At 39.8% G+C, this 14,943-nt stretch carries 11 protein-coding genes, 3 pseudogenes and 1 riboswitch; of the genes and pseudogenes, 4 read left to right on the top strand and 10 right to left on the bottom strand.

Going from position 1 to position 14,943, the window contains the following annotated elements:
• Positions 1-954 precede the first annotated feature (954 nt).
• The 9 genes and pseudogenes from HT699_RS06070 to HT699_RS06030 all read right to left on the bottom strand — a co-directional run bounded on the left by HT699_RS06070 (position 955) and on the right by HT699_RS06030 (position 9,576).
• Positions 955-2,181, bottom strand: coding sequence for a DegT/DnrJ/EryC1/StrS aminotransferase family protein (locus tag HT699_RS06070; RefSeq protein ID WP_166730617.1), 1,227 nt, complete (start codon positions 2,179-2,181; stop codon positions 955-957).
• A gap of 42 nt (positions 2,182-2,223) precedes the next feature.
• Positions 2,224-2,916 (bottom strand): sugar transferase, encoded by a 693-nt coding sequence (locus tag HT699_RS06065; protein ID WP_119919885.1) that lies wholly within the window; start codon positions 2,914-2,916, stop codon positions 2,224-2,226.
• A gap of 129 nt (positions 2,917-3,045) precedes the next feature.
• Positions 3,046-4,788, bottom strand: coding sequence for an ABC transporter ATP-binding protein (locus tag HT699_RS06060; RefSeq protein WP_001180122.1), 1,743 nt, complete (start codon positions 4,786-4,788; stop codon positions 3,046-3,048).
• Entirely contained in the window at positions 4,778-6,523 is a 1,746-nt protein-coding gene (locus tag HT699_RS06055; protein ID WP_166730618.1) for an ABC transporter transmembrane domain-containing protein, read from the bottom strand. Before HT699_RS06055 ends, HT699_RS06060 begins: the two co-directional genes overlap by 11 nt.
• A 54-nt stretch (positions 6,524-6,577) precedes the next feature.
• Positions 6,578-7,209, bottom strand: a pseudogene (locus HT699_RS06050) (DUF421 domain-containing protein).
• Positions 7,206-7,657: pseudogene (locus tag HT699_RS06045) on the bottom strand (DUF3290 family protein). The pseudogenes HT699_RS06050 and HT699_RS06045 overlap by 4 nt, the downstream one beginning before the upstream one ends.
• Positions 7,658-7,783: 126 nt before the next feature.
• Complete coding sequence (locus HT699_RS06040; protein ID WP_078934249.1) at positions 7,784-8,425, bottom strand: SdpI family protein; 642 nt, start codon at positions 8,423-8,425, stop codon at positions 7,784-7,786.
• On the bottom strand, positions 8,406-8,693 hold the full coding sequence (locus HT699_RS06035) for an autorepressor SdpR family transcription factor (RefSeq protein WP_050207416.1): 288 nt from the start codon (positions 8,691-8,693) through the stop codon (positions 8,406-8,408). The genes HT699_RS06040 and HT699_RS06035 overlap by 20 nt, the downstream gene beginning before the upstream one ends.
• Complete coding sequence (locus HT699_RS06030; RefSeq protein ID WP_166730619.1) at positions 8,677-9,576, bottom strand: type II CAAX endopeptidase family protein; 900 nt, start codon at positions 9,574-9,576, stop codon at positions 8,677-8,679. The genes HT699_RS06035 and HT699_RS06030 overlap by 17 nt, the downstream gene beginning before the upstream one ends.
• A 219-nt stretch (positions 9,577-9,795) precedes the next feature.
• On the opposite strand from HT699_RS06030, the gene HT699_RS06025 reads away from it, so the two are divergent.
• From HT699_RS06025 to HT699_RS06010, 4 genes are all read left to right on the top strand, one after another.
• A complete protein-coding gene (locus tag HT699_RS06025; RefSeq protein WP_166730620.1) occupies positions 9,796-10,623 on the top strand; it encodes an exodeoxyribonuclease III in 828 nt (275 codons plus the stop codon).
• A gap of 11 nt (positions 10,624-10,634) precedes the next feature.
• Positions 10,635-11,021, top strand: a complete 387-nt coding sequence (locus HT699_RS06020) for a VOC family protein (protein WP_138705449.1) — start codon at positions 10,635-10,637, stop codon at positions 11,019-11,021.
• 233 nt (positions 11,022-11,254) lie between these two features.
• Positions 11,255-11,350: riboswitch (purine riboswitch) on the top strand.
• Positions 11,351-11,473: 123 nt separating this feature from the next.
• Positions 11,474-12,055, top strand: coding sequence for a xanthine phosphoribosyltransferase (locus HT699_RS06015; RefSeq protein WP_138705448.1), 582 nt, complete (start codon positions 11,474-11,476; stop codon positions 12,053-12,055).
• Positions 12,055-13,317, top strand: a complete 1,263-nt coding sequence (locus HT699_RS06010; protein WP_166730621.1) for a nucleobase:cation symporter-2 family protein — start codon at positions 12,055-12,057, stop codon at positions 13,315-13,317. The genes HT699_RS06015 and HT699_RS06010 overlap by 1 nt, the downstream gene beginning before the upstream one ends.
• A gap of 55 nt (positions 13,318-13,372) precedes the next feature.
• On the opposite strand, the pseudogene HT699_RS06005 reads toward HT699_RS06010, so the two are convergent.
• A pseudogene (locus tag HT699_RS06005) lies at positions 13,373-14,863 on the bottom strand (Sau3AI family type II restriction endonuclease).
• Positions 14,864-14,943 lie beyond the last annotated feature (80 nt).

Raw genomic sequence — 14,943 nt, 5'->3', positions numbered from 1 at the left:
AATAGTACACCTCTACTTATAAAACATTGTTAGAAATCGATTTGACTATCCCGATCGATTTGTCCTATTCTTATTTCATTTTACTATATCTACAACCTCAAAGCAGGTTTTTGAGCTATCTATGGCCAACTTCCTAGTTTGCTCTTTAGACTTCCATTCAAAAGTGATGCTATCTTTCTTAGCTTGAATATAAAATATCCCATTTACTATATTTAAATTTATTGATATGTTGTAAATTATAAATGAAAGAACAAATACCTTGTCATACAAGCATTCGCCAGGGATATTTACCTGAATATCGCTCATATGGCGGATTGAAACTAAAACACTACAATATATTTCTTAAATAGACCTTCTATAAAAGCTAGATTTAACCTCGATAAAAATAGATGCAGTGCTTCCAAAATACTGGAATAGGGTATATAGGTAATCGTAGACAAGTGTTTTATAGATTGTCTCGCAGGAGATCTAATGATGTATAGCAAGCTTCACTAAACATATGGGATATTTGTATTATTATAATATCAAAACGCTATAAATTCTATCATGCAAAAGAATGACTAGAACATGAAAGACAGGCACAAAACTTTGAACAATATTCTGAAAACAAAAAAAGACGCGAGTTTCCACAATCTCACTCATGGAAACTCACGTCTTTCAAAAAATAGGGTGAATTGAAAACTAGAACAAGACACTATATTTTCTAAATGATGTCTAGTAAGGATTCTAAATGCTACACCAAATTGCTCACATCTTATTTCAAACCATACAGTATATTGAAACTATAAGAGTACACCTTTGCTTCTAAAATATTGCTAGAAATTAATTTGACTATCCTGATTGATTTGTCCTGTTTTTATTTCATTTTACTATAGGACTTTCAATTGAAAACAACAGTTTTACACTCAATTAGACTTTTTAGAAACAGAATCACTATTACTTGACTGTAGTTTGTCATTTTTTTGATGAAGCTAGTACTTTTTCAGAAACTGTTTTGAAAGTCTCAATGATATAGTCCACTTCTTCATCGCTTAGTTTAGTATGAAGAGGAAGCGTAATTTCATTTTCAAAGAAGGCATAGGCCTTAGGATAGTTCGCCATATCAAAGCCAAGATTCTTATAGGCTGTCAAGAGCGGAAGTGGCTTGTAGTGGACGTTACTTGCAATTCCTGCTTTAGCTAATTCTTGGATGATAAGATTGCGTTCTTCTAAGCTCGCTCCTTCTACATGGGTAATGTAGAGATGGCGTGAAGATTCAACAGTATCAGTCTTGTGTGCCAATGGATGGATGCGAGAACCTGCAAAACCACGATCATAGCGGTCCACAATGTCCTTACGACGTTCTAGCAACCCAGAGTAACGGTCCAATTGTACCAAACCAAGCGATGCCATGATATCAGTCATATTGCACTTGTAGGCTGGTGTGACGATATCGTATTCCCATGACCCCAGTTGCATCTTGGCAAGAGCATCCTTAGTTTGCCCGTGAAGGGAAAGGATTTGGAATTCCTTGTACATCTCTTCGTCGTCAATCGCTGGATTGGCCTTCCAAGTCGCACTTCCACCTTCTGCCGTTGTAAAGTTCTTAACGGCATGGAATGAGAAGGAAGTAAAGTCAGCGATAGAACCAGAAGGTTGTCCTTTATAAGTAGATCCCAAAGCGTGGGCACTATCAGAGACAATGACAATACGGTTAAAGGCCTTTTGCCACTTGCTTGAAGCGGTAAAGAAGTCACGTTTTTTCTCCACGACTTGGAACAAACGGTTATAATCGCAAACAATCCCTGCGAGCTCTACTGGGATAATCACCTTAGTTTTCTCAGTGATGGCTTGCTCCAGCAGGTCATAGTCCATCTCAAACGTATCTGCTTGGATATCCACCATGACAGGGGTTGCTCCCACGTGCGTAATGACACTACATGAAGCCGTATAGGTCATGGCTGGAACGATGACTTCATCACCAGGTCCCACTTCCAAAACGCGTAAAATCAACTCCAGAGCGGCTGTCGCAGAGTTGAGACAAACAGTCTTAGGTGTCTGTGTGTAAAGAGACAAGCGGCGCTCCAGTTCTTTTGTTTTAGGACCTGTTGTGATCCAACCAGAACGCAGGGTATCCGCTACTTCAGCAATTTCTGCTTCTGTGATATCAGGCGGTGAAAATGGAATATTGTAATTTGGCATTGATTTGCTCCTTTTATCTGTACTCATTCTCTCATGACTACTTTATTTTAGCACTTCAAACACGGTTTGAAACATGATTTTGATGTCTCCAAGGAAACTAAACTCTCGGAGATAGGCAAGGTTATAGCGCATCTTTTCAGGAAGAACATGCTCCACATAGGCCTGGTCAACTGACAGACCTTTCTCCGTCATTTGACTGATGATGGTGTCCTCATCCTTGTAGTTGATGCTGGCTGGAGAGGTAATCCCTGCTGGTAAGAGCAAGGTTGCCATCATTTCAGGGCTATACTGCTCTGTGTAGCGTGGCACTTCAGGTCGTGTACCGACAAAGGACATTTCGCCTTTAAGAACATTGACCAGTTGAGGCAGTTCGTCCAAACGGACACGACGGATAAAATTGCCAACCTTGGTAATACGGCTATCGTTAGCAGAAGTCACCAGACTCCCTTTTTTATCCGCATCTGTCACCATGGTACGGAACTTCCAAATCTTGAAAGGTCGATTGTACTGGGTCACGCGCTCTTGCTTGTAAATCACTGGCCCCTTGCTATCCAACTTGATCCAAATGCTCAAGATGAGAAAGATGGGAGAGGTCAGAACCAGTAAGACCAAGGTCAAAACCCAGTCCAAGCAACGCTTGAAAATCAGCGAACCCTTCCTTTTAGAGACAAGCTGGTAGTAAGACTCAACCTCGCTTGATTTCATTTCCACAGGCAAGTCTTCCCATTTCAGCATGCTGTTCTCCTTTGTTTTTATTATACTATTTGTCAACATTTTTCATTATACCACAAAATGGAAAAGGCGGTGAAAGAAATCTGTAATTTGAAGGATTTCCTTCTTTTACTCAATGAAAATCAAAGAGTGTTAGGACATGGCCCCTGCCTGCAAGCTATACATCTTGTGATAGGTTCCTCCCAAGGCCAAGAGTTCTTCATGAGTTCCACTCTCGATAATGCGCCCCTTGTCCAAAACATAGATGCAGTTGGCGTCTTGAATAGTAGAAAGGCGGTGAGCGATAGCAATAGTTGTTCGGCCCTGTCTCATCTTCGCCAGAGAAGCTTGAACCAAGCTTTCTGTTTCAGAGTCAATATTGGCGGTCGCTTCATCCAAAATCAGGATTTTAGGCTGGCTGGCAACTGTTCTGGCAAAGGCAAGAAGCTGTCGCTGACCAGTTGAAAAACTCGATCCACGCTCAGACACAGGGGAGTCGTACCCCTTAGGAAGTTCTTGAATAAAGGAATCTGCATCCACAAAGGCTGCCGCAGCCTGAACCTGATCATCACTGATTTCTTGGTACATGGCGATATTGGACTTAATAGTTCCATGATAGAGAAAGGGTTCCTGCAAGACCAAACCGATGTTTTTTCTCAGCTCTTCTTGACTGAAATCCCTGATATCCACATCATCCAAGAGAACTCTCCCTGACTGGAATTCATAAAAGCGCATGAGAACATTTATAATCGAAGATTTCCCCGAACCTGTATGACCTACAAAGGCAATGGTTTCACCCTTGTTGACCGAAAAAGAAATATCATCCAGAATAGGATGTTTGCCATCATATGAGAAACACACATGTTCAAAACGAATATTGCCTTCTTCAACCTCAACCTGACTATTTTCTTGAAGAGGCTCATAGGTTGCCTCGTCAATCAAGGCAAAGACACGGCCTGCAGACACCATAGACGTTTGCAGGGTTGAAAAGTTTTGCGTTACTTCAATCAGAGGATCAAAGAGACGATTGATGTACTGGATAAAAGCATACATAGTCCCGACCGTTATCCCGATAGAAAGACCACGGTAGCCAAAATAGGCCATTAAGACAGTATAACCTAGGAGTTTCAACAAACTCATAGCAGGGCGCAACAAGAGGGCATCAAAGGCTACAGAGCGGTTGGCATAGACCAAGTGTTCTTGGTTAATCTCATCAAATTCTGCCTGCTGGCGCTTTTCTTGATTAAAGACCTGGATAATCCTAATTCCTTCGATATTTTCTACCAGCTTACTATTGATATCTGACAAGAGACTTCTGGTTTTCTCGATAATCTTGACTGATTTTTTACGATAGAGATTGACCAAAAGGAAAATCAAAGGGAGAAAGAGCAGGACTAATGCTGTCAAACGAAAATCCAACACCAACATGGTATAAAGGGTTGTCAAAAAGATAAAAATTGCTGAGATAAAACTGGATAAAATCCCCGAAAACATATCACTGATTGTCTCGGTATCATTAGTCAAACGAGAGACGATAGAGCCTGCTGGCGTCTTGTCAAAATAAGACATGCCTAGCTTCTCCATATTGGCAAAGGCATCGCGACGAATATCCCTCACAATACTGTAAGACACCCGTACAAAGAGAAGATTTCCGACATACTGAACCAGAGTTTGCAGGATATAGAGACCATAGTAGGCCAGCAACACTGTCACAGCGAGTTGATTGAGATTGCTGAGATACTGGTCGATAAAGTGGGAAGCCACAAGGGGAATGACACTTTTAATGACCGTAGTCGCTAGGAGAAAGCTGAGTGCCAAAAAGGTCAGAAGACCATAAGGCTTGAGATAAGATATCAAGCGCTTCAATACAGCCCATTGTTCTTGTTTATTCTGCATCTTCTTCTCCCTTCATTTCCAGCTGCTGAGACTGGTAGGTTTGGGCATACCAGCCATCCAAAGCTAGCAAGTCTTCGTGCCTGCCTCGTTCGATGATTTGACCATTTTGCAGGACTAAAATCAAATCTGCATGGACAACTGCACTGAGGCGATGAGCCGTAATAATGGTTGTCTTGTCCTTTCGCGTCTCCTTAAGGTTGTCGATAATCGCATACTCTGTCTTGGCATCCACGGCCGACAAAGAATCATCCAAAATCAAGATATCAGGGTCTAAAATCATAGCCCGACTCATAGCCAGCCGCTGCTTTTGCCCACCAGAAAGACTGACTCCCTTTTCACCAATCAACGTATCAAATCCCTGTGACATGACTACAATGTCTTGGTAAACTTGAGCTAGCTTAGTCGCTTCCTCGACCGCTGAAATGGGCAAGTTAGGATTGCCAAAGCGAATATTGTCTAAAATCGAAGTCGCAAAGAGGAACTGGTCCTGAGGGACGTAGCCCATAAGACTACGAAGCTCTGTCAAACGATAATCGCGAATATCGTGACCATTTAGATAAATAGCTCCCTTATCCACATCGTACTCACGCAAGAGGAGTTTAATCAAGGATGTTTTCCCAGAGCCTGTCTGCCCAACCAAGCCCAGAGTTTGCCCTTTTTCCAAACTAAAGTGAATATCCATCAGCGTTTCCTCGTTTTCAAAAGCAAAGTTATCAATAGCATACTCCAAGCGCCCGTTTTCAATACCATCCAGAGGAAACTCGGAGTCTTTTACAGATGATTCCTGAGACAAAAGATTCTCAATCCGCTGGTAAGAAACCTTTCCTCGCTGAGTGATATTAAAGAGGAAACCAATAGCCATGAGAGGCCAGACCAGCATATCCAAATAACTAATAAAAGTGACCAAATTTCCAACTGTAATCTGCCCCTCCCGAACCATCAAAGAGCCGACTAAGAGTGTTAAAACATAGGATAATCCAACAAACAAGAAAACCATTGGGTCAAAGAGTCTATCGTATTTCATGGTTTGGAGGTTCTTTTGGAAGGTTAATTCATTGACTGCCTGAAAGGACTCCAGCTCATCTGCCTGATAACCAAAAGACTTGGTCACTTTGATACCTGATACAGACTCCTGAACCTTGTTATTGAGTTCAGAAAAGGCATCCTGTGACTCTCCAAAGACCTTATGAGTCTTTCTTCCCAAACGACTGGTCGCATATGCCATAAAAGGCAGGGGCAAAATTGCAACTAGAGTCATCTGCCAGGAAATGCTAAAGAGCATGGTCAGCAAAGTCACTAAAGCTGTAATAGAGGCATCCACCGCAGATATAACACCACCACCTGCAAGACTCGTCAAAGAATTGATATCATTGGTTGCGTGTGCCATCAAGTCCCCCGTCCGATAGGTTTGATAAAAGGCTGGAGACATCTTTGTAAAATGCTCAAACAAGCGAGACCTCATAATCTGCCCCAGACGGTAGGATGTCCCAAGAATATACATACGCCAAACATAGCGCAGATAGTACATACCAAAGGCCGCAAGAAGCAAGTAAAATAGGTAAATAAGTAGTTCATTCTGAATTAATTGCCCCGATGTGATAGCATCAATGATCCGCCCCATGACCATTGGGGGAATGAGGTTAAGGACAGAAACCAAGACCAAGGCCACAATTCCGACTAGATAACGGCGTTTTTCTAGCTTAAAAAACCACCAGAGTTTTTGAATAATGGACATAAAATTCCTTTCTAGTTCCAAATGGAAACCTGAGACTCCGACCCCAGGTTTTTCTTATTCATAGGTTACAACTGTAACGTCACCTTTGTCATACTCAGCGATAAAGATATTGGCTACATTGTCATGCCCTTGTTTGCCGAGATTATCAATCAACCACTCTTCGCTACAGCCAAGCGATTCCAAGACTTCTACTTGGATAACACCATCAGTCACAATTAGATACTTAGGATTTTCATCTCCCATTTGGACCACGATGAGTTGGTCATTTTGCTCCTGCACAGCTCGTTCAACTTGCTTCATCTGGAAAATCCCTTGGCTACGAAGTTTGAGGGTTACATCCACCCCAAACAAATCAACCGAACGACAGGCTTCTAGGTCAATCTTCTCATGTTTGATGAGGAGAGTTGGCTTACCATCAATCAAACATTTCACAAAACGAATATTATGAAGCCACTTGAGGGTCAAAACCAAAATAGTCCACATCAGTAAAATCACCTCGTACTGCAAAATGCTGATAGAACTATTGTAAATCACCCCACCAATGATAGCACAGAGAACATAATTCTGAATTTAATCTGTCGCAGAGTTAGGTGCTAGGTTTCCCTTTCCTGTCACATTGATAACAAAACAAGTGAGAAGAGCCCCAAGGCCAGTTCGATTACAATTTCCATACAGTTGAGTGTCACTTGTTTACCTTCACCAATTCAATAACGTCTGTTTGATGCAATTCTAATTTCTTTAAAAGATACTTGTCTAATTCACTCTCGTTCATGGCGTGGTAGAAATCTGAACCGACCTTGACAAGTTCTCCATCAGTAACTGCAGAAGTATTGACGTAAACTTCTGATTTATCCACTCCCAAGTCTTTAGAAACAACCTCTATGAAATGAAGTTTGAAATTGGTTGTTAGAGGCTTAATTGGTCTGATATTTTGAGATTGTCACCAAAAGCATGGCCATCAAAGTCAAGACAAAAATCATGACCAATTCACAAAATCTAGTCACCTTTTTTATCACGATACGCCTTGAAGGCAAAAAATCCTGTGATAGCTAGGAGCACAATCCCAAAGCCAACCATGATACCATTTTGCTGACCGATTTGGCTGAGTACATAGTCATAAGAGTAGAATTTCATGTATTTTCACTCCCTTTCATAAAATCATTCTTAATTATAAACAAAAGAGGATGATTTTTCAAACCATACGTTGGGGAAATAGACTTATCAGACCAACTTCTCTAACTAATGACTCAAATACCTGTTTCAAGATTCTAATTTTGATAATTGATAAGAATAGACACTAGGAATTATCACTACAAAGAAAAGTGTCAAGAAGAATACCCAGTAAACATATAGTTGCACAAAGGAGTTTAGAAACAATAACAATCCTCCTAATACCCAAATTTTTCCAGCTAATCGATGTGTTTTTCTCCAGTTTTTATCACTCTCCAAGGTCCACGGAAGTCGAATACCGATTATATAATTTCGGTGTGTTTTTGGTAGATAATTTCCAATTACGATCATCACGACTCCCATAAAAATCTGAGCTAGAATCCCGCTCATCATGGAATAACCCAAAGATTCTCCGAAGATAGAAATCATTAATAGACAAGATACAAAAGGAATAATCCAGTAAATCAAAACTTGTATTTTTGAACTGATATTGCTAGATTTAGGATCCTTAATCATTAAAAATAGAAGCAACCAATGCATCAAAAGCATGAGAGTCGGTAATCCAAAGATAGCAGACATTTTATGATTGTAGCCATCTGCTTGACCCAGTAGATTAAAATGAGTGGGTATCTCCTCTGGTAATTGATTCCAGAAAACACAACCTACAAGGGAAGGTAGTAGGATGAGAATGCTCGTAAATAATAGCAATTTCTTATTGATTTTTATCTTCATCAAAATGATCTCCTTTCAGATCTGCTAACCAAACCATTATATCCTCTAAAACCGATGTATTTAACTCATAGTAAATAAAGTTTTTCTCTCTCATTTCATGAATCAAATCTGCTGCTTTCAAAATCGTGAGATGGTGTGAAATAGTTGCACTAGTCAACTCGAATTGACTGGCAATTTCTCCTGCAGATAATCTACCTGCTTTGAGTAAATTTAAAATCTCTCTCCTAACTGGATGAGATAAGGCTTTAAAACTATTTGCAAAACTCATAATGACTCCTTTCCCTTTGTAATAGTAGTAGGGCTAGGACTAAGCAAGGTAAAACTGATAGCATTCCTGTCGGTGATGGGTCTAAAATCAAGAGGCTTGAAACTTTTTCTCCTGGTAATTGGAAGAGTAACCCAATACCTGCAGTTGCATTGATTGCCCCATGAAATAGTGCTGAAGTCCAGATAGAGCCTGTCTTTTCTAACAACCAGCTTAACAATATTCCTAGGCTAAAACAAAATAGAAACATAGCAACAACTCCCAAAACGGGATAAGCAAAATAAGTAAGGCCATAATTATATCCTTGTAAATTGATTGGTAGATGCCAAAGACTCCAAATGAGACCAAGCAAGACATGAGTCTGGACTATTGAAAAGCGTCCTCTTAGCACTGGGTAAAGATAGCCACGCCAACCAATTTCCTCTCCCAATGCAAAGAAACTATTAAGAAAAGGAGCGTAGGTCAAACTAGCTAGGATTTGAATCAAGGCCAAGAAAGATAAGGGGAACGGTGATTGAAGGACTCCTTTTTCTTGTAAAATAGCTTGAATAGATTCAAAACCAAGGCTGAAATTGCTAGGAAATACAAGAAAATAAAGTCCCGCTCCTAAAAAACTGATGACTGCTGGTAACCAGATAGCTAGTAAGTAAAAGCGCCAGTTGCTCTTGAGGTTCACAACTAATTTATATTTGATTCCACTAGGTTGATTCGTGATTTTCCCTAAAATAAAGACTGCAAGTGCAGGCATCCACATGGCTACAATACTAGCAAGTTGACTCCATGGAGAATTTAGACCAACACCACCTATCCATAGTGCCAACCATATTATCCAAGCAAGGGCATAAGCCAAGACCACAAAAAGAAGGATTGTTCTCTTATTTGACATATATGTAACTTCACTTTCTATTTAGATGTTTTTCTAAATAACATTATACACCTTTCTATTCTAAACACAAGAACTATTTAGATTTTTTTCTAAATAGTTTGGGGGATTTTTATTTTCTCATGATAAAGTCTAAAGAGTGATTTTTCAAACCATACGTTGGGGAAATAGACCTTTTTTTGGTATAATAAAATCTATAATCTGAATGAAAAAGGTAACTTTATGAAACTTATCTCATGGAATATTGATTCCCTCAATGCTGCCCTAACTAGTGACTCAGCTCGTGCCAAATTGTCCCAAGAAGTCCTACAAACCTTGGTCGCTGAAAATGCTGATATCATTGCTATCCAAGAAACCAAACTTTCTACCAAGGGGCCTACAAAGAAACACTTGGAAATTTTAGAAGAACTCTTCCCAGGCTACGAAAATACGTGGCGCTCTTCCCAAGAACCTGCCCGTAAAGGCTATGCTGGTACCATGTTCCTCTATAAGAAAGAACTCACACCTACTGTCACTTTCCCAGAAATCGGTGCCCCTTCTACCATGGACTTGGAAGGCCGCATCATCACTTTGGAATTTGATAAATTTTTCGTGACCCAAGTTTACACTCCAAATGCTGGTGATGGTCTCAAACGCTTGGAAGAACGTCAAGTCTGGGATGTCAAATATGCTGAGTACTTAGCTGGACTAGACAAAGAAAAACCAGTCCTTGCGACCGGTGACTATAACGTAGCCCACAATGAGATTGACCTTGCAAATCCTGCTAGCAACCGCCGTTCACCAGGATTTACCGACGAGGAGCGTGCTGGATTTACCAACCTTTTAGCAACTGGATTTACGGATACCTTCCGCCACATTCACGGCGATGTTCCAGAACGCTACACTTGGTGGGCACAGCGCAGCAAGACTTCTAAAATCAACAATACAGGCTGGAGAATCGACTACTGGCTGACAAGCAACCGCGTGGCTGACAAGGTGACCAAGTCTGATATGATTGACTCCGGTGCGCGCCAAGACCACACACCCATTGTCATGGAGATTGAACTCTAAGGAGAAAACGAATGGACTATCAAGCTGTCATTCCTGAGTTTGTAGCATCTGACATCGAAAAATCACGCCACTTCTACTGCGACCTGCTAGGATTCTCTGTCGAATACGAGCGTCCAGAGGAGAAATTTCTCTTCCTCTCGCTTGAAGACTGCCAACTTATGCTAGAAGAAGGCAGCGCAGAAGAATTAGCTCAGCTGACCTATCCTTTCGGGCGCGGTGTCAATCTCTCCTTTGGCATTGCAGATGTTCCTCAGCTCCACCAAAAACTGCTGGAAGCTGACTATCCTATCCATCGTCCCCTGACAAAAAGAGAATTTCGAGTAGGAGATAGCTTTATATATCCCCATGAATTTGCGATTTTGGATCCAGATGGCTATTTTTTAAGATTTAGCGAGTAGAATAATAAAGATTGGGAAAAAGTCTTTAAAGTTAGAAAGAGGCATATTGTCAGGTATTTAAAAACCTAATAATATGCCCTTTTATGATGGAAAAACCTTCTAAATGTTAGCCAATAAGTTAATTTTTGCCCATTTTTATTATATTTGTTCGCTTTTCAAAACAAAACACTAACAAAATATTTGATTTCTAAAGTTATTTAGTGTAAAATAAAAACATTGGCTCAAGCCTATTTAAAATTGAATATCGTTTTACTTGTTTATGTCGTGAATTGGCACGACGTTTCTACAAGGTGCCGGAACACCTAACAATAAGTAAGTCAGAAGTAAGGTATGGTCCTTTTTGCCATGCCTATTTTGTGGACTTACTTAGAGATTAAGTAAGTCCTTTTTCTATTTCTTGCTAGAAACTATAAACAAGCAAATGGATTTGCTGTTAGACTTTAGGAGGTCTTATGAAATTATTAGAAGAGCGCATCCTCAAGGATGGGCATATCTTGGGTGACAACATCCTCAAGGTGGATTCCTTTTTAACCCACCAAGTTGACTTTAGCTTGATGCGAGAGATTGGTAAGGTTTTTGCTGAAAAATTTGCTGCTGCTGGCATTACTAAGGTTGTGACCATTGAAGCGTCAGGCATTGCCCCAGCCCTTTTTACAGCTGAAGCCTTAAACGTTCCCATGATTTTCGCTAAAAAAGCTAAAAACATCACTATGAATGAAGGCATCTTAACTGCCCAAGTCTACTCCTTTACCAAGCAGGTAACCAGCACCGTTTCTATCGCTGGAAAATTCCTCTCACCAGAGGACAAGGTATTGATTATCGACGATTTCCTTGCTAACGGCCAAGCTGCTAAAGGCTTGATTCAGATCATCGAACAGGCTGGAGCCACAGTCGAAGCTATCGGTATCGTAATTGAAAAATCTTTCCAAGATGGCCGTGATTTGCTTGAAAAAGCAGGTTACTCTGTTCTATCACTCGCTCGTTTGGATCGTTTTGAAAATGGTCAAGTCGTATTTAAGGAGGCAGATCTCTAATGCAAACTCAAGAAAAACATTCGCAAGCAGCCGTTCTTGGCTTGCAGCACTTACTAGCCATGTACTCAGGATCCATCCTGGTTCCCATCATGATTGCGACAGCCCTTGGCTATTCAGCTGAGCAGTTGACCTACCTGATTTCCACAGATATCTTCATGTGTGGTGTGGCAACCTTCCTCCAACTCCAACTCAACAAATACTTTGGGATTGGACTCCCAGTCGTTCTCGGAGTGGCCTTCCAGTCAGTCGCTCCCTTGATTATGATTGGACAAAGCCATGGTAGTGGTGCTATGTTTGGTGCCCTTATCGCATCAGGGATTTACGTGGTTCTTGTTTCAGGCATCTTCTCAAAAGTAGCCAATCTCTTCCCATCTATCGTAACAGGATCTGTTATTACCACGATTGGTTTAACCTTGATCCCTGTCGCTATTGGAAATATGGGAAATAACGTTCCAGAACCAACTGGTCAAAGTCTCTTGCTTGCAGCTATTACTGTTCTGATTATCCTCTTGATCAACATCTTTACCAAAGGATTTATCAAGTCTATCTCTATTTTGATTGGTCTGGTTGTTGGAACCGCCATTGCTGCTAGCATGGGTTTGGTGGACTTCTCTCCTGTTGCGTCAGCACCACTTGTCCATGTCCCAACTCCACTCTACTTTGGGATGCCAACCTTTGAAATCTCATCTATTGTCATGATGTGTATCATCGCAACGGTGTCTATGGTTGAGTCGACTGGTGTTTACCTAGCCTTGTCTGATATCACGAAAGATCCAATCGACAGCACGCGCCTGCGCAACGGTTACCGCGCAGAAGGTTTGGCCGTACTTCTCGGAGGAATCTTTAACACCTTCCCTTACACCGGATTTTCACAAAACGTTGGTTTGGTTAAATTATCAGGTATCAAGACTCGCCTGCCAATCTACTACGCAGCTGGTTTCCTGGTTCTCCTTGGACTCCTTCCTAAGTTTGGTGCCCTTGCTCAAATCATTCCGAGCCCTGTCCTCGGTGGTGCCATGCTGGTGATGTTTGGTTTTGTATCCATTCAAGGGATGCAAATCCTCGCTCGTGTTGACTTTGCTAACAATGAACATAACTTCCTTATCGCAGCTGTTTCAATCGCTGCAGGTGTCGGACTCAACAACAGTAATCTCTTTGTCAGCATGCCGACAGCCTTCCAAATGTTCTTCTCAAACGGAATCGTCGTAGCCAGCCTACTCGCCATTGTCCTCAATGCCGTATTAAATCATAAAAAGAAATAAGAAAAAGAGGTGTGAGCCTCTTTTTTTGTTTATCACAAATTGATTATAAATACTATCAATCCCAATTCCCATCTAATATTTCTTTTATAAACTTCTTAGGCATCCAAAAGGAGTGTTTTGTAATCCTACGTCCATCTGGAAGTTCATCTGTATCAGATAATGAGCCTTTCCCAACAAATTTTCCTTTTTCAATTTCATAGTAAGCATTGGTAGCATGTAATTTCGTAAATAGAATTCTATTTATCTTACTTTGAGGGAAATTAGTTGAAACTTTATTACCATTTTGAGTTAATTTAACTCCGTCAGAAATAATTTGTCTAGTTTCCTGCCACACTCTTTGGATTTCTTCTAATTGTCTATCCTGAAATCCCCAAAATTTGATAGAATCTAATACAAATAGCTTAGGTTCAATTTCCTTAAAAATAACGAAAAGGAATCGTTTATTATAAATTTCATTATAAACATGTGATGATTCCTAACTATCTGTTGCTGCTAATTCTTTAAAACAATAAGTTTTAAATGGAGAGTCTTCCTTAGGTAAATTATTCTTATCTACTCGAATAACTCTCAAATTCATGTTTGCTTTTTGAAATTCTTTGGTCTTATCCAAATCCCCTGTCAAGCCTAAAATTTTTCTAATCAGAGTACTATTCTTACCTTTTGCCTTGGGATTCACTTCAAATCTATCATATAACTTTTGTTCAGAGAAACCTTTGTAGGAAAGAATCTTCTCTGCAATAACCTCAGTAAATGACTTTTTTTCACCCCTAAAATTAGCCAAAACACTTTCTTGATCTGATTGGTTAAAAATTTTATGATTAATCAGATAGGTCATATAACTTGATTTTAATTCCCAAGCTCTTTGTTTTGCTAATTCATGACTAAATGGTTGCTGTCTTAAATCCTTTCCTTTACCTGCACCTTTTGTACAAGTTGATAAATAGTTTCCATCTGATTCTGATAATTCATGTGCCCTTCCATTTTTGATTTTATCTATAATCTTCTGATAGTCTTCAAGGATGACTGCCATATCCTCCTCAAACCATTCATATAAAAATATTTTTTCAATGACATAGTCCTTCATTGTTTGATTGGGAATTAAGCCATTGTAAAACAATAACAAAATCTTTGCACATTTTTTCCATAAATGAGTGGAGTAAAAATCCTCTAAATTTTCCTCCATATAGTTTAGTATTGTTAATACAAGTCGTTCTTTTGCACTAAGTGTCCCATTTTTGTTTATCTTAAAAGGAGTAACTTTTAACTCTACACCTATTTTTTCAAAGTCAGCTTCCGAGTCACTATTTGGCTGGTAACCATAGAAATATTTTTCAATATAATTTCCATACTGCCCTTTTGACTTCATACTAATTGCTTTATCTTGTACCTCAGAGACTACTCTATCATTATGATCGTCATATGATTTATAAAGCGAACGATTATACTCTTCCATAACATCGGAAAATTTTCTATTTAATAGTTTATGAGAATATTCAATAACACTATCGATATCTTCATCGTTATAGTTAAATAAGTTTTGATCCATTTTCTTCTCCTATCTTTTATATTATATCAAATTAAACTAAAGCAAACATTAATACTTGATCAATCATTGAAAATAGTATA

The organism is Streptococcus sp. 1055, assembly GCF_013276815.1.
Lineage (GTDB): Bacteria > Bacillota > Bacilli > Lactobacillales > Streptococcaceae > Streptococcus > Streptococcus pseudopneumoniae.
This window is presented reverse-complemented; position numbering and strand designations above follow the sequence as displayed.